At 55.8% G+C, this 18,474-nt stretch carries 14 protein-coding genes; 1 reads left to right on the top strand and 13 read right to left on the bottom strand.

What is annotated here, in order from left to right; translation table 11 throughout:
• Positions 1-2: 2 nt before the first annotated feature.
• The 3 genes from BF12_RS0106705 to fabV all read right to left on the bottom strand — a co-directional run bounded on the left by BF12_RS0106705 (position 3) and on the right by fabV (position 3,797).
• Positions 3-1,223, bottom strand: coding sequence for an aspartate aminotransferase family protein (locus BF12_RS0106705; protein ID WP_422615154.1), 1,221 nt, complete (start codon positions 1,221-1,223; stop codon positions 3-5).
• 158 nt (positions 1,224-1,381) lie between these two features.
• Positions 1,382-2,383, bottom strand: a complete 1,002-nt coding sequence (locus BF12_RS0106700) for a GlxA family transcriptional regulator (protein ID WP_024951610.1) — start codon at positions 2,381-2,383, stop codon at positions 1,382-1,384.
• Between the two features lie 211 nt (positions 2,384-2,594).
• On the bottom strand, positions 2,595-3,797 hold the full coding sequence (gene fabV / locus BF12_RS0106695) for an enoyl-ACP reductase FabV (protein WP_024951609.1): 1,203 nt from the start codon (positions 3,795-3,797) through the stop codon (positions 2,595-2,597).
• A 333-nt stretch (positions 3,798-4,130) separates the two neighbouring features.
• Here fabV and BF12_RS0106690 point away from each other — a divergent pair, with 333 nt between their 5' ends.
• Entirely contained in the window at positions 4,131-4,535 is a 405-nt protein-coding gene (locus tag BF12_RS0106690; RefSeq protein WP_024951608.1) for a DUF7079 family protein, read from the top strand.
• Positions 4,536-4,690: 155 nt separating this feature from the next.
• Here BF12_RS0106690 and BF12_RS22325 read toward each other — a convergent pair whose 3' ends face one another.
• The 10 genes from BF12_RS22325 to BF12_RS23550 form a co-directional block, all read right to left on the bottom strand.
• Positions 4,691-5,038: a hypothetical protein gene (locus tag BF12_RS22325; protein ID WP_211242404.1), complete on the bottom strand. Its 348-nt coding sequence runs from the start codon at positions 5,036-5,038 to the stop codon at positions 4,691-4,693.
• Positions 5,023-5,358, bottom strand: coding sequence for a hypothetical protein (locus BF12_RS22320; RefSeq protein ID WP_211242403.1), 336 nt, complete (start codon positions 5,356-5,358; stop codon positions 5,023-5,025). The genes BF12_RS22325 and BF12_RS22320 overlap by 16 nt, the downstream gene beginning before the upstream one ends.
• Before the next feature lie 20 nt (positions 5,359-5,378).
• Positions 5,379-5,993: an EAL domain-containing protein gene (locus BF12_RS0106680; protein WP_169734510.1), complete on the bottom strand. Its 615-nt coding sequence runs from the start codon at positions 5,991-5,993 to the stop codon at positions 5,379-5,381.
• A complete protein-coding gene (locus BF12_RS0106675; protein WP_024951606.1) occupies positions 5,897-7,306 on the bottom strand; it encodes a LapD/MoxY N-terminal periplasmic domain-containing protein in 1,410 nt (469 codons plus the stop codon). Before BF12_RS0106675 ends, BF12_RS0106680 begins: the two co-directional genes overlap by 97 nt.
• A 65-nt stretch (positions 7,307-7,371) precedes the next feature.
• Positions 7,372-8,304 (bottom strand): TolC family outer membrane protein, encoded by a 933-nt coding sequence (locus tag BF12_RS0106670; protein WP_024951605.1) that lies wholly within the window; start codon positions 8,302-8,304, stop codon positions 7,372-7,374.
• Positions 8,305-8,679, bottom strand: coding sequence for a TolC family protein (locus BF12_RS23745; protein WP_084488009.1), 375 nt, complete (start codon positions 8,677-8,679; stop codon positions 8,305-8,307). It lies immediately after the preceding gene.
• Positions 8,680-8,712: 33 nt separating this feature from the next.
• Complete coding sequence (locus BF12_RS0106660; RefSeq protein WP_024951603.1) at positions 8,713-10,098, bottom strand: HlyD family type I secretion periplasmic adaptor subunit; 1,386 nt, start codon at positions 10,096-10,098, stop codon at positions 8,713-8,715.
• Entirely contained in the window at positions 10,091-12,265 is a 2,175-nt protein-coding gene (locus BF12_RS0106655; protein ID WP_246116609.1) for a type I secretion system permease/ATPase, read from the bottom strand. Before BF12_RS0106655 ends, BF12_RS0106660 begins: the two co-directional genes overlap by 8 nt.
• A 98-nt stretch (positions 12,266-12,363) precedes the next feature.
• On the bottom strand, positions 12,364-18,372 hold the full coding sequence (locus BF12_RS0106650) for a VCBS domain-containing protein (protein WP_084488008.1): 6,009 nt from the start codon (positions 18,370-18,372) through the stop codon (positions 12,364-12,366).
• Positions 18,317-18,474 (bottom strand): VCBS domain-containing protein (locus BF12_RS23550; protein ID WP_169734508.1); only part of this gene is annotated, 158 nt, incomplete at its 5' end. The genes BF12_RS23550 and BF12_RS0106650, both read right to left, overlap by 56 nt.

Raw genomic sequence — 18,474 nt, 5'->3', positions numbered from 1 at the left:
GCTCATGCGGACGCAGAGGCGGCGACGAAGCTCGCCACGGCACGATCAAGCTTGTCGAGGCCACTCTGGATCTCGGCTTCGCTGATCACCAGCGACGGTGCCAGACGCAATACGTCAGGCCCGGCCACCAGTACCATCAGGCCTTCTTCCATCGCCAGATTGAGGATGTCCTTGGCGCGACCAGCATAGCCAGGCGCCATCTCGGCACCGATCAAAAGACCCATGCCACGCACTTCCTGGAAGACGCCGTGACGCTGGCCAATGCCTTCCAGGCCATTGCGCAACAATTGGTGACGATAAGCGACGCCTTCAAGGACTTCCGGCGTATCGATGGTTTCCAATGCCGCAAGACCAACGGCACAGGCTAGCGGGTTACCGCCATAGGTCGAGCCATGCGTCCCGATAGCCATCGCCGGCGCGATACGATCGGTAGTGAGCATGACCCCCAGCGGGAAGCCGCCACCGATGCCTTTGGCGGTGGTCAGGATGTCCGGCACCACGCCAAAGTGCTCATAAGCATAGAGATGCCCGGTACGACCGGCACCGCTCTGCACTTCGTCGAAAATCAACAGAGCATTGTGCTGATCACACAGAGCACGCAGTCCTTCGAGGAAGGATTGTTCGCCCGGGATGATGCCACCTTCACCCTGCAGCGGCTCGACGATGATCGCGCAGGTGTCATCGCCCATCAGCTCGCGCACGGAATCGAGATTGTTGAATTCGGCGTGCAGGATGCCGCCCGGGATCGGACCGAAGCCCTGAGAGTACTTGGGCTGTCCGCCGACGCTAACGGTGAAGAAGGTGCGGCCATGGAAGGACTGACGGAAGGAGATGATCTTGTCCTTCTTCTCGCCATGTTCGTTGTAGGCGAAGCGGCGGGCCAGCTTGAGGGCGGCTTCGTTGGCTTCTCCACCGGAGGAGCAGAAGTAGACCTTGTCGGCAAAGGTACGCTCGGTCAGCGCCTTGGCTAGCGCCAGCGCTGGCTCATTGGTATAGACGTTGGACAGGTGCCAGACCTTGTCGGCCTGATCCTTGAGCGCCTTGACCAGCGCCGGATGGCAGTGGCCCAGAGAGGTGACGGCGATGCCACCCGCAAAATCGATGTACTCGCGACCTTCCTGATCCCACAGACGGCTCCCCTCACCGCGCACCGGAATGGCAGCCTGGGGTGCGTAGTTAGGCACCATGGCATGGTCGAAATCGGCACGGGTCAGCTGGGTCATCATCTCTTCCTCATCGCAGGGTCGGACCGAGGCGCTGGTGACACACAGCGATCCCTCGGGCTATGACTATCGAGTATAGGGAGACAACGTGACAATGACTTTCAGGGAAAGGACGACGACTTATGTCAGGTGACGGCTTTTACCTGCAAGACGGCCAATCAGCCGTGCTGAATGAGACGTTCGTCGCGGGGACTGCGACCGAAATGGTTACGGAAGGCAGTGGAGAAATGGGCTGCGCTGGAGAAGCCTGTCGCCAGCGCGATCTCACCGATAGGCTGATCACTCTCACGCAATAGCTGGCGCGAGCGGGCAAGACGCAGATCGAGATAATAGCGACTGGGCACGGATTGTAGGTGCTTCTTGAACAGCCGCTCCAGTTGACGCCGTGAGATACCGAGATGCTCGCCGATCTCGTGCGTGGTCAACGGCTCCTCAATATTGGCCTCCATCAGGGTGACAGCCTCCACCAGAGGCTGCGGCGCGTGCGCAAAGCGGTTTTTGAGCGGCACATGCTGAGGCTCGTCCGCCAGCCGAATACGCTCACAGACAAAGTGCTCAGAGACCTTCTCGGCCAGCTTGCGGCCATGCTGCTGCGCGATCATCGTCATCATCATGTCCATTGCGGCAGTACCACCACCACAGCTCAAGCGGTCTCGATCCAGCTCATAAAGCTGATGGGACACTCGTACCTGAGGGAAGTCACGCCGAAACGACTCAGACCGCTGCCAATGCACGGTAACGCGATAACCGTCGAGCAAACCGGCGCGTGCCAGCTCTCTTGTACCGGTAGAGATACCACCCAATATCACGCCACGCTCGGCCAGGCGCTTCAGCCATGTCAACAAGGCGGGATCAGAAGCCATGCCAAGCTGACTGCTCTCACCAGCCGGCTGACCGCCGCACACGAATAGGGCATCCAGATGACGGGCATCACTGGCCACCAGGCTATCCGGCGCCAATGAGAGCCCCGCGGCCGAGGCAACACCTCGTCCGTCGAGCGCGAAGGTAACGGCACGATAGAGGGTCTGCCCCGCGAGCTGATTGGCCACCTGAAGAGGCTCCAGCGCGCAAGCTTGAGACAGTAATGAGAAACCGGGCAGCAGAACGAAGCCAATCTGGCGTTGCTGCGCCCTGGGAGAAACCAGTGCATCCACAGGCATGGGAATCAGACAGTGTCCGTCAGAGGCTGTTATAGGAAAGATGCCATATTGTGCCATGCCTTACGCACTCTGCGCGTCGCCTGTACATCAAAATCCTCGATGCCGTAACGAAAACGCCACCCCGAAGGGTGGCGTTTCATCCAGCGAATCTCACGTCACATGACGCCTGTTCGCTATCGCTATATGTCCATCACCTTTATCGCTATGCGGCTTACATCTGCACCACATCGAATTCGACATCGGTGGCGACATCGGCATCGTAGTCGACATCGTCACGCGTGAAGCCGAACAACTTGAGGAATTGCTGCTTGTAGCTCGCGTAATCGGTGATGTCGAACAGGTTGTCGCTGGTGACCTTCGGCCACAGCTCCTGACAAGCCTGCTGGACGTCGTCCTTCAGCTCCCAGTCGTCGAGACGCAGACGGCCGGATTCATCGGTCGCGATCTCTCCTTCGCCGTAGAAGCGCTCGGCGTAGAAGCGGTTGAGCTGTTCGATGGTGCCTTCGTGCAGGCCCTTCTCCTTCATGATCTTGTAGACCATGGAGATGTAGAGCGGCATGACCGGAATCGCGGCGCTCGCCTGGGTAACGACAGACTTGAGCACGGCCACGTGGGCACGACCGCCACGGGCGGACAGCGTGTCGTGAATGCTGCCAGCGGCGCGGTCAAGATCTTCCTTGGCACGACCCAGTGCACCGTGCCAGTAGATCGGCCAGGTGATCTCGGTACCGATGTAACTGAAGGCCACGGAGCGAGCGCCTTCGGCCAGCACGCCAGCCTCGTCGAGTGCCTGCATCCACAGCTCCCAATCCTGACCGCCCATCACGGTGACGGTATCGTCGATTTCCTGCTCGGTGGCCGGCTCGACTTCCGCTTCGATGATGACGTCCTTGTTGGTGTCGATGGCCGTGGCGCGGTAGGTCTCGCCAATCGGCTTGAGCACGGAGCGCTTGAGTTCACCGCTGTCCGGCATCTTGCGCACTGGCGAGGCCAGCGAGTAGATGACCAGGTCAACTTCGCCCATGTTGGCCTTGATAAGCTCGATGGCCTTGGCACGTGTCTCATGGGAGAAGGCATCACCATTGATGGCCTGGCTATAGAGGCCTTCTTCCTTGGCGAACTTGTCGAAGGCGGCAGAGTTGTACCAGCCAGCGGTGCCAGCCTTCTTCTCGGTGCCCGGCTTTTCGAAGAAGACACCCAGGGTGTCAGCGCCGTAACCAAACGCTGCCGTGATGCGTGCCGCGAGGCCATAACCACTGGAAGCACCGATCACCAGTACCTTCTTCGGACCGCCGTCGCGCTTGTCACCGACGGTCTTGCGGGTGATGGCGATCTGTTCGGCAACGTTCTGCTCGCAGCCCTTGGGATGAGTGGTGGTGCAGATGAAGCCGCGAACCTTGGGTTTGATGATCACGTAAAAACCTCGTTTGCTGTTGGCCCGGCGTGTACCCGCCGATGCTGATGCCCGCTGCGCGGTGGTGGCAACTCAGCGCTGCCTGCCCACATCGAAGCGTATCGTGAGTCTGGCGTTCGAATCAGGTAAAGCAGGCATCGACGCCAGCTTCTGAGCGCTATTCTAGCGATTGTCGGCCACGCTGTCCGCCCCGGACACCGTATCTGTCTCGGTTCGGGGGGGCAACTGGAGCCATGCAGGGCCACTGCCGTATCATGACGCCCTTCTCTTCATATTCGTCTGACGTCCATTCGTGCCCCTGCATGCTGGACCCCGACTTCAGGATGTCCCGCCATGAACGATCATCTCGCGCCCGATGTCGCCGCTCTGCTCGAACGTCGCCAGGATATCTGGCTGGCGCTGTCACCGCTCTGGCTGGAGAGAGACCCACGTGAAGCCGATTATCAGCACATGGCAGAAGTCGTCGAAGAACAGGGCATCGGCTTTCGTGAACTCGAGCAACTGTACCGATTGGAAATGGCGCCGGTGCTGGTACGTGAGCAAGTTGGCATGACGCCAAACTTCAAGGGCTTCGATGACAGCCGCCTACTCTCACGCCTCCTGCAGCACACTCATCGTCTGAGTCGTGGCCGCCGCCTGTTCTGGCTGCTGTTCTCGGGACTGGCCACCATGCCTAGCCGTCATCGTTACGGCAACCTGCTTGAAATCCTCTATCTGCGTGGCAATACGCCAGAATAACTGTTGTTGAAGCAAACTCCGCAGTGATATGCCGGCTACTGCTTTTTGACGCTCTTACATACAACAGCCGAAACGCACAGCGCCCCGTGGCCTTTATGGCCACGAGGCGCTGTGCGTTTCGCCATATTCGTCACTGAAAATAGCAACGACCTACTTCAAGGACGCTTGTGCAACGGGGCTCTGAGCACACCATCTTCTCGGCGCTTCTGCCAATCGGTCAAACTTGATAGCCCTCGGCTGTCACTGATCCGCTCACCGCCTTCAAGTTGCTTGCTCATCCATAGTGCACTGCCATTGAAGCTGTAGATCGGCAGTAAATCTGTCCGCTCGCTGGCCGGCAAGATAGAGCTATTCAGATTATCGAGTACATCTGGATTGCGTGTATTCGCCGCCTGATAGGTCACGACCATATGAAACTGGTTGAGGCGCAATGCCTTGACGTAATGCAGTCGGAGCGACTGCTCGGGCACACCCAATTGACGCAGCGTCAGGTATTTCGCCATCGCAAAGTCATCGCAATCACCGGCACCAGCTCCCAGAAACTCCTGCGGCGTAGCCAGTAATCCTCCTTGCCCCACACGCTGATGTCATCGGTGAAGCGCAGGCGATTGAAGAAATCATTGACCTCTCTCAACTGACGCCTCACCGGCACACTCTCAAGACGCGTCAGCAACTGCTGCCACTGCTGCACGCGGGTCCAGCCACCAGAGCCATAGACCTCAATGAAGCGTCGAGCATCGAGCGCCTGCGCTAGACCCACTCCTACCAAAAGAGGCAGCAGCAACCCGGCCACCAGCCTCTTCCACCAGCGGCGATGAGTCATGACGAGGCATCCTATGCTACTCAGCTAGACTTTCTTTTCATGACATCAACAGCAGGTGCCACATATCCCTGATAGCCATCTGCGCCCACAGACATGACTCGCGCCTGATCCTCTGCAGACTCCACACGCGTGACAATGACCTTGGACTCAACCTGATGCGCCGTCATGCATAGACTTTGCAGTAGCTCGGTATCGACATCTTCACGCTTGAAGAATGCCTGATCGATCTTGACGTAATCCGGACGTAGTGCAGACAGATAACTCAGCTCCTTCAGCTCACGCGCAAAGCGATCGATACCACCACGTGCACCTAAACGACGTGCTCGCCGGAACAGCGTCATGACGCGCTCTTGATGTCTCAGCGCAATACTCTCAGCCACTTCAATATCGAGACGCTGACAGATGTTTGGATGCACGTTCAGCCAGTTGATCAGCCCCGCAAAACTCGCTTCGTCATCAAAGGTTTCTCGCGTCAGATTGAGTGCTAGACGTGGCACCTGAATCTTGTCGATGTTCATCGCCAGCCATTCCAATGCTCTCAGATCAAAGCGCGCCCCAATACGGAAGTGACGGATAACCGGCAGGAAATCACCAGCCCGATGTAGTTCGTCTCCTTCACGTAGGCGTGCAAACAACTCTCTGTGCAACTCACTGCCATCATTGAGCAATACAGCTGCGCCACGAAATCCAAGCCATTGTTATCACCCAAGGCCTTTTCGATGACTTTACGCCACTCGCCACGTGGACGAGCCTGGCCACCTTCCGGTGCCAACCCTACTTCACTGCCCTGCTCGATAGTCTGCAGTAGCGTGGCATCGGCAATCGTGAACATCTGAGTCCGCTGCATGCCCGGCTCACGGCGAACCGCGCCGATTGCACAACTGATATACGGAATCTCAGCCAATGGGTTGGCGTCCATTAGGCTATCAATGTTGTCAGCCAATTCACCCAGGAAGGCTAGCAGAGTCACTTCATCCACTTCCGGCAACAGCAGCCCAAAATCATAGTTGCCCAAACGGGCCGCTACTATTGGCTCACCCTCGAGCTCACGCTGCTCAAGCGTTTGGGCAATCGCACGAATCAAGGCATCACGTCCTTTATAACCTTGTTCGCGATAGACCTCTTCAAGATACCCAGCGCGAAGCAATACAAAGCTTCCCCCCAGCGGCTCGCTTAACCATTCATCGACGGCACGGTTAAGATAGCCACGATTGCCGAGTCCAGACACAGTATCCTGCTCTGCCTGACGCTGAAGACGCGCCAGCTGAGCGGCTTGCGCCTCAAACTGGGTCTGCAGTCGCTGCCCAAGTCGATTGACCGCTGAGGTAATCCCCTTGAGCTCCTCGACACTTGTTTCTTCCAGCGGTGCATCGAAGCGCTGGGTTTCCATCTCATTGAGACGACCGGATAAACGATCAAGTGGGCGCAGCAAACGTCTCATCACCAATGAGGCGATCAGCAGACAAAGCAGTCCACCCACCAACAGCCACAACCCGAGACGCTTGGCTAGTGCCCAGAGTTGATCGTGCCCTTGAGCAGGCTCTCCCGTCAGACTGATTGTTCCCAGCGATGCCCAACCACCAGGCAGCTCCCGGCTCACCGTTTCTACCGAGATGGGAATCAGCTCACGAAACCATGCAGGCGCGTGACTCTCACGCTCAATATCGAAAGAAATGGGCGCTGGTATCGCAACACTTTCCAGTCGAACATCTCTGACATACCCACCGTCTACCGTGGCACGAATCAATGTTTCTGCGCTGGCTGCATCGCCAAGCTCCACATGTGGCACCAACGCGAGACTCAAGCTCTGGGCAAGGTTCGAGAGTTCGACTCGCTGTCGTTCGGCCAGTGAATCACGGGTGTTGTTGACCTGAATGAAGAAGATACCGAAGGAAAATACCAACAGTAGCAACAACATCAAGGTAAACAGGCGGCGCGAAAGACTCATCTGATTTCCTCATCAGCCGTCAGCATGGCCACGGTGCCACTGAGGGTAGTGACACCGTGGGTCACTCAGCCCTGTTGTTGGACTGGTACGGAAACACTCATTGAATCCAGCAATGCGCCTGTCGCAGACAACAGACGATAGTTGGCTGTTTCTAGATCAAATCGGGCGCGAATCAAATTCTGTTGCGAAGTGAAGAGCTCACTCTCGCTGTCCAGAAGATCCAACAGTGTGCGACGACCGATATCGAATTGCTTGCGATAGCTCTCACGCGTATCCGTCGCTGCACGTACGTAGCTTTCGAGATAATCGATCTGACGTTTGAGGTTCTCGCGGGCATTCCAGGCCAGACGAATTTCATCACGCACGTCACGTACGACACGATCATTATCGTGTTCGACGGTTTCCAGTGCGGCCTGACGACCTCGTATTTCGGACTGATCACGCCCACCACGATAGAGGTTGTAACGCATGACCAGTTCAACACTCCAGTCATCATCGCTGCTATCATCCTGATCATAATTATCCGTCAGCGAACGGTTACCTTCGAGACTGAACTCTGGGTAATAATCACCCTTTTCAGCGTTCACTTCGTGACGCGCGGCATCGATAGACACGCGCGCGGAGGCCAGTAGCGGATTACGCTGATTGGCTTGCACGTAGGCACTGTCAACATCAGCGCTGATCAGGCTGGTATCGATAGTTGGCAGACGCAACTCGGACGGCTGCTCACCGACCAGACGCAAATAAGCAGAACGAGAATCTTCTAGATTGTTCTGTGCCGATAGCACGCTGGCTTCAGCATTCGCCAGACGGCCATCAACCTGACGCACATCACTGCGCGCCCCAAGACCAGAATCAGCACGACGCCCTATATCATTGGAAATGCGCAAGTGGGCATCAAGATTGGCTTGTGCATACTTGAGGATTAGCTCGTCGCGCATCACCTGCAGATAGGCACCCGAAGTATCCAATGCAACATCATTGGCTTCTGCGGCCACCTAAAGGCGCTGATAGTCGGCTTCAGTTTCTGCCTGACGAATCCGCTCCAGCGTAGTATCGCCATCCCATAGCAGTTGGCGAATGGTGACATCAAGGCGGTGATAGTCATGCCAATTATCATCGTCTTCTACATTGTCGCTTTCTGAATCAAACCTGCCATAGCCGAGACGTCCAGTCAGATCAACCGTCGGACGATAGGCACCGCGCTGAGTTTCAGCTTCTTCAAGACGCTGAATATGACGTGAGACTTGAAGACGTGTACGCGGGTTTTCCATTACTGCTTTCGATACAGATTCTTCCAGTGTCAATGCCGACGCATGAACGCTAACGCTAATCCCTGCTATAACGCTGAGCGCCAAGAGTGATTTTTTCATTATGAATTATCCTTGAGTACATCTTGCCCTTGATCAACGTTCACGCAAGGCACCTTGCCTGGCGCGCAAAATTGGTTTCATCAGATATTGCAGTACTGTTTGCTCACCAGTGATGACATCTACACTCGACTGCATGCCCGGGATAATCGTCAGAGGGTCTGCATCGGTTCCAAGGTGGTTAAGCTCCGTCAACACCTTGACTTCATAAAAGCTATTACCCTCTTCATCCTGCACGGTATCAGCACTTATCTGCTCAACCTTACCCTCAAGCCCACCGTAAATAGTGAAATCATAGGCCGATAGCTTGACGACTGCAGGCTGCCCAACCCTCAGGAAACCAATATCTTTAGGGACCACCCGAACTTGAACCAGCAACTGATCTTCGATAGGAACGATTTCCATCAAATCTTCGCCAGGTTCAATGACTCCGCCAATAGTATTGATATTCAAGGTTTTAATGGCGCCCTGAACCGGAGATGTCACTAAAGTACGATCAAGACGGTCCTGAAGACTGGTACGCCCTTCACGCAAACGCCCAAGATCTGCCTGAGTTTTGGCAAGTTCATCCGCCGCGCGCGAACGAAATTCCTGTGCAACCCCGACACGATTGGAAATCGATTCATCCAGTTCGGACTGCTTGCCAGGTACCGCAAGGCGTGCTGATTCCAAGTCTCCACGCAGGTCATTCACTTCACGCTGAATCTTGAGCAGATCGACTTGAGAGACAATCCCTTCACGTACCAATGGCGCTGTCATGCCAAGTTCACGGCGTGACAATTGATAACTACGATCAAGACTATTGATGCGGGATTTCAATTCTCTCAGCTCCTGCTCTTTCTGCAGAATCTGCTCTCGTGCACCATTCAAGCCACTATTCAATTGATTGAGATGCGTGCGATACGCTGTCATGGCACGAGAAACAAGCGCTGGGCTACGCGCTTTGAAATCATCATCGAAGGGTAATGCCGCACTATTAACTGTTACCTGACTCTTCCAGTCAGCAGCCGATGCCTCGACCTCGATAGAAGAAAGCTCAGTATCGTATTGCATGATGGTGGCTTGCAGACCATCCAGTGTCGAGACTCGTTCACGCAAATCAGAGCCTGCACTCGTATCATCGATACGCAGCAGCGGCTCTCCCGGCGAGACGATCTGACCTTCCTTGACGTATATCTCACGCACGATGCCACCCTCAAGGTTTTGCACAACCTGAAGGTGTGTTGATGGCACTACCTTACCGGAGCCACGTGTCACGACCTCCAGGCTGGCCTGACTTGACCAGATGATAAATGCGACGATAAACGCCAACACCATCCAGATCAGGATGCGTGACTTCCACGGGGTGGCAAGCAAGACAGCCGAACTGACATCATCCAGATGGTGAAGGTCGCGCTGTTCAATCGATGCCTTATCAGCCACGTTTCACCTCCTGTGGACGTCCAGCGACACGCCCTTCGTTCAGTGCATTGAGCACCTTGTCCTTGGGTCCATCAGCAACGATGCGTCCGCCTTCCATCACGATTACGCGATCTACCACTTCAAGCATGCTGCTCTTGTGCGTCACTAGTACCACCGTCTGACTGCGTGGCAGTGATTTGAGCATGCGCCGCAGACGATGCTCGGCACGGTTATCCATATGGGAACCCGGCTCATCCAGTAGCAGCAACGGCGGACGCATCAACAGCGCACGTGCCAGCAATACTGTTTGACGCTGTCCACTGGAGAGCATGCGCCCACCCTCACCGACCTGACGGTCCAGACCTTCAGGGTGATGGCGGGTGAACTCGGTAACACCTGCAGCATCAGCTGCGAGATCAATTTGGATCTCACTGGAATGCGGCTGCCCTAGCGTGATGTTGTCGCGAATAGAGCCAAAGAACAGCGCGCTATCCTGTCCCGCATGCCCAATATGGCGGCGCACATCAGCAGGATGCAGCTGATTGAGATCCAGCCCATCGACTCTCACACTTCCCGCTGTAGCGCGATACAGGCCACAGATCAGCCGCTGCAAAGTACTCTTGCCTGCACCGATTCGACCGATGATTGCCACTCGCTCTCCAGGCTCAATAGTCAGCGAGATATCCGTGACAGCCGGGGGAGTATTGGGTGCATAGGCAAAACCGACACGATCAAACTCGATGCGCATCTGTAGCTGCTCGCGATGCACATAGCGTCGATCTTCCGCCTCTTCCGGTAATGACATGATCTGCTCAAGTGCACTCATGGCACTGCGCGTCTGACCAATGCGGGTAATCAGCAATGCTAGCTGCCCCAGCGGCTGTAGAGCACGCCCTGACAACATGACCGCGGCAATCAGCCCGCCGACAGATAAGCGTGCATCGGCAATCAGGTAGACCCCGAAAACAACCAGGGCAACCGTGGTCGCCTGAGTCAACGTCATGCTTAATGAACTAACCGATGTTGTCAGATTGCGACTTTTCACACCCCAATGGGCAATCTGCCCGACTGCACGCTCATAACGTCGCTGGGTTTCTCCCTGAGCATTGGCTAGCTTGAGGCTCTCAAGACCAGACACTGCTTCTACGAGGCGAGCATTACGCTCTGTCGCCAGCCGTGAGCCCTTCTCGATACTGCTTCGCAAAGGTTTCTGTATCGCCAAGCTATAGATCAGCAAGATAGTCAAAGCCGCCAACGGCACCAGTACCAGCGGGCCCGCCACGATCCAGATAACCAGCAGGAAAAGCAGTGCAAAGGGAAGGTCAACTAGAGTGGACAGCGTTGCGGAAGTGAAAAACTCTCGAATAGAGTCAAATTCTTGCAGGTGCTTGACGTAACCACCCACCGATCCGGGGCGCGATTCCATACGTAAATTCATGGTCTTGGCAAACAGCTTGGAAGTCAGCAACACCTCGGACTTCTTGCCGGCGGTATCCATGAAATAGGCACGCGTCTGCCGCATCACGAAATCGAATACCATGATGATCGCCATGCCCGTCGCCATGACCCACAAGGTGTTGAACGCCAGATTGGGCACCACCTTGTCATAGGCATTCATCACGAACAGTGGCGATGCAATGGCAAACATATTGATCAGAACAGAGGCAAGGATCACATCGCGATAGATCGGAGCCGACAGTTTTAGAGTCGACCAGAACCAGTGCCCATCGCTTTGCTTGAGTGTCTCAGGCGCACGCTCATCGAAGCGATGTTCTTGCTTCATATAGACGACGCGACCATCGTGACGCGAAGCCAGTGTTTCGATGTCCACTAGCTCGTCGCCTTCAGCCTCCGGCTGGTGGATACGCGCTTTACCAGCGTCGACGTCAACCTCAAGCAATACAACGGCGCGCCCCTCATTCAGCATCAAGATACACGGCATCAACATATCGCTGATGGCCGTGATCTTTTGACTGACCAGCTTGGCGCTAAGGTTAGCTCGCGCTGCGGCACGATCGATAAGCGCCAAGGGCAAACGCCCTTCCTCCATCGGTAGGCCATCGACAAGCACAGCGGCAGACCTTGGATTCCCGTGGTAACGCGCCATGAAGACCAACGCGTTCAAAAGGGGATCTCCCTCCTTTTCTCCAACGGGGTCTGGTCTCAGTGGCGTGGGCTGATCACTCAACCTGTCCTCCTTAGTGGGGCACTTCGTAGGCAGCTATACGGTAAAGTCTAATGCAGGAAAGGGAGATAGCCTAAGCCATCTCCCCTAGTTCCTCATATTTAGCCGTCAATACTGGTCTTGAGGCTGTTGCTATCAAGCAACGACTGGATGATCTGAGTATCAGTATCTCCACCAGAAGTCAGGTCCACATCACTCAAGTTGATTTCCTGAGTCACATTATCCCCATCCGTACCATCAGCACTGATCGAGATATTGGTACCACCAGCGCCGTCTGACTCGAAGTGCAGGAAGCTGGAAAGGCTATTGGCATCCTCGTCTTCCTGGAGAAGGTCAGACAGATCCAGTACATCGCCCCCAGCAACACTGAAATCAGTGATGGTGTCAGTCGCGGTACCGCCCAAGCTATTGGCATCATCCCCATTCATCCACATGAAGATATCGGCACCATCGCCACCGGTCAGAATATCATTGTCCGTTCCGCCGATGAGGGTGTCATTACCGGCACCACCCTGAAGGTTGTCATTACCAGAACCACCCTCCAAACGATCATCCCCAGAACCGCCAACCAACGTGTCATTCCCAGCAAGCCCACGAAGGGTGTCATTACCGGACAGACCAACAATCTGATCAGAAATACCAGTTCCAGAGAGCGAGTCAGACCCAGTGGTACCGATCAAGACATCCTGTTGATCCAAATCAATGAGGAAGTAGGAACTCTCACTATCCCCATCACCATCCGCTACCGTGAAATCAAAGCGTTCTTGTTCCGTCTGTGTAAGACCTGCCGGGGCGGCGTAATTGAAACTGCCATCCTGGAAGCTGAATTCGAGACTCCCACCCAGGTCGGTTGCTACGGTCAGTTGCAGAGTGCTTGCATCAAAGCTCCAATCCCCAGCTGCTGCCTGTACCTCACCAGATTCAGGATCAAACGAGTAAGTCACACCATCCACGACCAGTTCAGAAAGATAACCACCGTCGGCAAGACCAATTTCGCCATCCAGTACCGAGGAGCCAGCAACACCACCCTGCACACTCTGCGTCACTGTATTAGCAATGTATTCATCAATCTGCGCGAATCCATCGAAGACCACACCACCAATGTTTTCGCCAGTCACCCCGTCATAAGCGATAGGATCCAGGTTATCCGTGCTGGCAGTGCCAAGGCCAATTGCATAAGACTTGACGCCATTTTCCGACAGGAAACTCGTCCAGATAGCCTCTTCAGCCCCTCCTATCCCTGTATCAGGATTATTTATAGAAAGAGCAGAATTACTAAAAGCATTAGTTAGTGTATTGGTATTCCCATCAGAGCCATAAGGCGTGCCATCCGAGACGAAGTAAGACACGTACTGACCATTCGTCAGCGCGCCTGGCTGATTGAAGTTATCCATCATTTGCGCCAAGGCTGCATCATAGTTAGTGACGCCGCCTTGCCTATTACGCAGCGTCTCAAGCGCTGACAATGCTTCGTCTGCCGTCGCCCAACCTTCCAGGCGCACTGCTGTGGTCGAGAAGGCCACCAAATTGACTCTTACTTCACCGTATTGATCATATGCCTCTATCAATGTCTTCAGTGAGTCAATAGCACTGTCCAGTCGCGTCTCACCTGTCGTGGTATCGATCGTGGCCATTGATCCAGAGATATCAAGTACCAAGGATAGGTTGGTATCCACGAAAGCAAGGCTATAACTCGTCGGATCTACTGCCAGAGGTGCATCATCTTCGATGCCGATGGTCAGCGTAGCGGTCGAGCTAGCACCTTCGGCATCCGTCGCAAGCACGCCGAAGTCCAGCGACAGAACATCCTCACCATTTTCTGAGTGATCAACCGCCTGACTCAGCGTGAAGGTGTAGGCACCACTATCATCGATAGTCACCGTCGCGACTTCATTGCCATCGGAATCGGTTGCCGTCAGTAACTGAGTGCCATTACCGCTCCAGGTCACGGCACTGCCGCCAGAAATAATCGTCGTGGCCGGCTCTGTCAACACCAGTGACACGCTGTCACTGTCGACATCCGTGACTGTGACCGTGCCAGTGACTGTCGTGGAATCTGTAGTATCGGTAAAGCCATCAGCCGCAGCACTATCCGCGATGCCACCCAGTAGCCCTTCCTCGCTGACTCGTCCCGAAGCATCGGTAACGACAGGTGCGTCATTCGTTCCCACGATGGTGATGACGACATCCTGGGTATCGGTAGCACCGTCTGTATCCGTGACGGTGACGGTGTAGGTCAGAGTCAGCGATTCACCTGCCGAGAGATAATCGAAGCTGTCGTCCACCGAGCTGCCATCAAATGTCCAGTTGAGCGTCCCTTCGTCACTACCGCCCGCAATGATCGAACCAGCATCCACACCCAGCAGGGAGAGCAGATCGTCATTGCTGAGAGCATCGGTATTACCCACGCTGGAAACACTGGTCACACTCGGCGTCACGGTATTACTGAGATCCACATCGGAGACAGTCAAGGTACCGCTGGCAGTCAGTGCTGAATTGGTTTCCGTCAGACTGGCAGATGCGCTATCGCCACTGCTGACGGTAATGTCAGGAGCATCGTTGCGGCCGTTGATGGTGATGGTCAGCGTGGTGCTGGAGGTATCACCGTCAGCATCCGTGATCACGTAGGTATAGACGTCCGTGACCGACTCGCCCAACGCCAGGAACTGCACGTCGTCGAATGCGGACTGATAGCTGTAGGAACCATCCGCTTCAAGGGTCAGTTCACCATATTCACCCGTCACCACGGCTGCCGAGCCAACACTCACCGCAGCGGTATCTGTGCCGGAACTGACAGAGGTCACGCTCACGGCATCAGCACCCAGGGTGTCCGCCGTCGCAGATGAGCCGTCCACCACGTTGCCGGTAACGGCAGCACTGCGATTCTCGTTCATGCTGCGGGTATCGGCGTTGGCCGTCGGCGCGGTATCCAGGACAGTGACATCCAGGCTATCGGCACTGCTCTGACCGGCAAGGTCAGTCACCACGACCGCGAAGCTGTCGATGACGTCGCCTTCGGAATGATCCGCCGCAGTACCATCCTCAACGTAGCTGTAGGAGACGGTCCCAGTCTCGGCATTGTAGCCACTGACCGTCAGCGTGCCTTCATCATTGGAAATCACCACCGGTGTGGTGCTTGCCTCGGTGATATCGATACCCGCGATGGTCACGGCGGCAATGCCTGCCGCAGCGGCGACCGCGAAGGAATCCGTCACGGCCGTCCCTGTTGCCTCAGTCACTTTCTTGTCTTCAAGCGTGATGACCGGCACAGCATCATCAGTACCCGTGATGACAATATCCACGGTCGTCGTGGAACCATCACTGAGCTGCACGACGTACTGCTCAGTAATGGTGTCGTCTGATGTCAGGCCCTGCACAGCGGCGGTATCGTTATCCAGCGTATAGGTCCAGTTGCCATCCGCATCGACTGCGAAGGAACCGTAGATACTGCTGTCATCGGTAGCAGCCGTGAACGTCGGCGCATCATTATCGATATCAGTCGCTGTCAGAGTACCGCTGGCTTCCGTCACACCATCTTCGACAACAGCACCATCATCGGCACTGATGACGGAGGAATCATCAATCGCCTGGACATCCTGGAAGCTGAGGATGGCTTCATCCTCAAGATCGCCGTCGGTGATGACATAAGTCGTATCAGGTACCGGACCGTTGTAGTTCTCACCCGGCGTGAAGGTAAAGCTACCGTCAGAGTTGATCACCAAGGTGCCAACTTCATCCAGGTCGGCAACATCGCCAGCATCATAAGTCCTGCCGTCAATAGTAAAGCTGACAACCGTCAGGTCATCACCATCAACATCGGTATCATTGGACAGGACATTGCCACTGACTGGCGTGTCTTCCTCGACAAGGAACGCGCCATCGTCATAGGCGACCGGCTTGTCGTTCGTCCCCTGCACATTGATCGTGATGACAGCAGTATCACTGTCACCATCCGCATCGGTGATGGTGTACTCGAACTCTTCCTTGGCAACTTCGCCAGTGTCCAATGCCTGAGCCTTCTCGTCATCCAAGGCATAACTGAATGAGCCATCGCTCTCGATAGTCAGACTGCCGTAGGCACCATCAACCGTGACACTGCCGTTATTGTCCGCCAGGGAAATCCCATCAAGCTGAGTGATGGTTACGCCATCGGCACCAAGCTCATCCTGACCACCGCCCAACACGCTGGATATCACGTTGGTATTCAGGATCGCCCCACCGTCCGCCGCCGTATCACCCTCGGTAATGGTGTAGGTGTCGTCGTAGGCCGTTGGTGCTGTATCCAGAATCGTGACATCGAAACTATCCGTCGCCGTCGCACCGGTAACATCCGTCACCACGACCGTGAAGCTGTCGATCACGCTGTCATCACCGGCAGAGTGATCTGCCGCCGTACCGTCTTCCACATAACTGTAAGAGACAGTGCCGGTATCGGCGTCGTAGCCAGTGATGGTCAGGGTACCTTCACCACTGACAATATTGACCGGCGTAGTGCTGGCATTGGTGATGTCCTGGCCATCCACCGTCACCGTGTCGATGCCTGTATCAGCATCGACAGTGAAGGTATCCGTGATGGTCGTGCCACTCCCCTCGATGACCGACTGATCATCCAGAGTGCTGATGGTCGGCTCACCATCGTCAGCACCGGTAATGGTGATATCGACGGTGGTGCTGGTGCCATCAGACAGCTGCACGACGTACTGCTCGGTGATGGTCTGACCTTCGGTCAGCCCCTGTACTTCAGCACTGTCATTGTCGAGCGTGTAGGTCCAGCTGCCATCGGTGTTGACGTCGAAGCTGCCGTAGACACTGCTGTCATCGGTGGCGGCGACAAAGGTCGGCGCGTCGCCGTCTACATCCGTCGCTTCCAATGTGCCGGTGGCCGTCAGTACGTTGTCTTCACTCACGGCGCCAGTATCTGCGGTGAGTACCGGCAGATCGTCAGACCCCGTGATATTGATGGTCAGCGTGGTGGTTGAAGTATCTCCATCGCTGTCTTCCAGCACATAGGTGAAGACATCTTCTGCCTGCGCACCATCAGCCAGTGACTGAGTCTTGGTGGTATCCAGGACATAGGTGTAGCTACCGTCGCTGTTGAGCGTCAGCGTGCCGTAGTCGCCCGTAACGGTGGCGCTGCCTCCGTCCGCAATCCCTTTATCGTCCAGCTTGCATACCATGAATGGCGTATCGGCGCCCAGCGTATCGGCGGTGTCATTGGCGCCGTCGATCACATTGCCCGTCAGCTCACCAGATGCATCTTCATCAATGGTGCGCTCATCCGGATTGGCCGTCGGCGCAGTATCCAGAATCTTGACGTCGAGACTATCCGTGGCCGTCGCACCGGTAATATCCGTCACCACCACCGTGAAGCTGTCGACCACGCTGTCATCGCCAGCAGAGTGATCTGCCGCAGTACCGTCTTCTACATAGCTGTAAGAGACAGTGCCCGTGTCAGCGTCGTAGCCGGTCACGGTCAGGGTACCTTCACCACTGACGATCACGACCGGAGTAGTACTTGAACCGGTGATGTCCTGACCATCCACCGTCACTGCAGCGATACCCGTATCGGCCTCGACAGTAAAGGTGTCAGTAATGGTCGCACCCGTCGCTTCGGTCACTTCCTTGTCTTCCAGCGTGACAGCCGGAGCAGCGTCGTCAGCACCGGTAATGACGATATCGACCGTGGTGCTGGTGCCATCAGACAGCTGCACGACGTACTGCTCGGTGACAGTCTGACCTGCGGTCAGCCCCTGCACTTCGGCAGTGTCATTGTCGAGCGTGTAGGACCAGCTGCCGTCCGCGTTGACGTCGAAGCTGCCGTAGACACTGCTGTCATCAGTCTCGGCGATGAAGGTCGGTGCAACACCGTCCACGTCAGTGGCTTCCAGCGTACCGCTGGCACTCAGAACGTTGTCTTCGCTCACAGCGCCAGTATCTGCGGTGAGTATCGGCAGATCGTCAGATCCCGTGATGTTGATGGTCAGTGTGGTGCTGGAGCTATCACCATCGGCATCGGTCAGGGTGTAGCTGAAGACGTCTTCCGCCTGCGCACCATCAGCCAGCGACTGAGGTCGGATTGGTGGTGTCGAGCACATAGCTGTAGCTGCCATCACTGTTGAGTGTCAGCGTGCCGTAGCTGCCGGTAACGACTGCCGCGGCATCGGCCGTGACGGTGCTGCCATCGACGGCAGTGACCGTGGTGGCGTCAGCCC

This window comes from Cobetia crustatorum, from assembly GCF_000591415.1.
Lineage (GTDB): Bacteria > Pseudomonadota > Gammaproteobacteria > Pseudomonadales > Halomonadaceae > Cobetia > Cobetia crustatorum.
The sequence above is the reverse complement of the archived record's forward strand: the minus strand, read 5'-3'. Positions and strand labels throughout refer to the sequence as shown.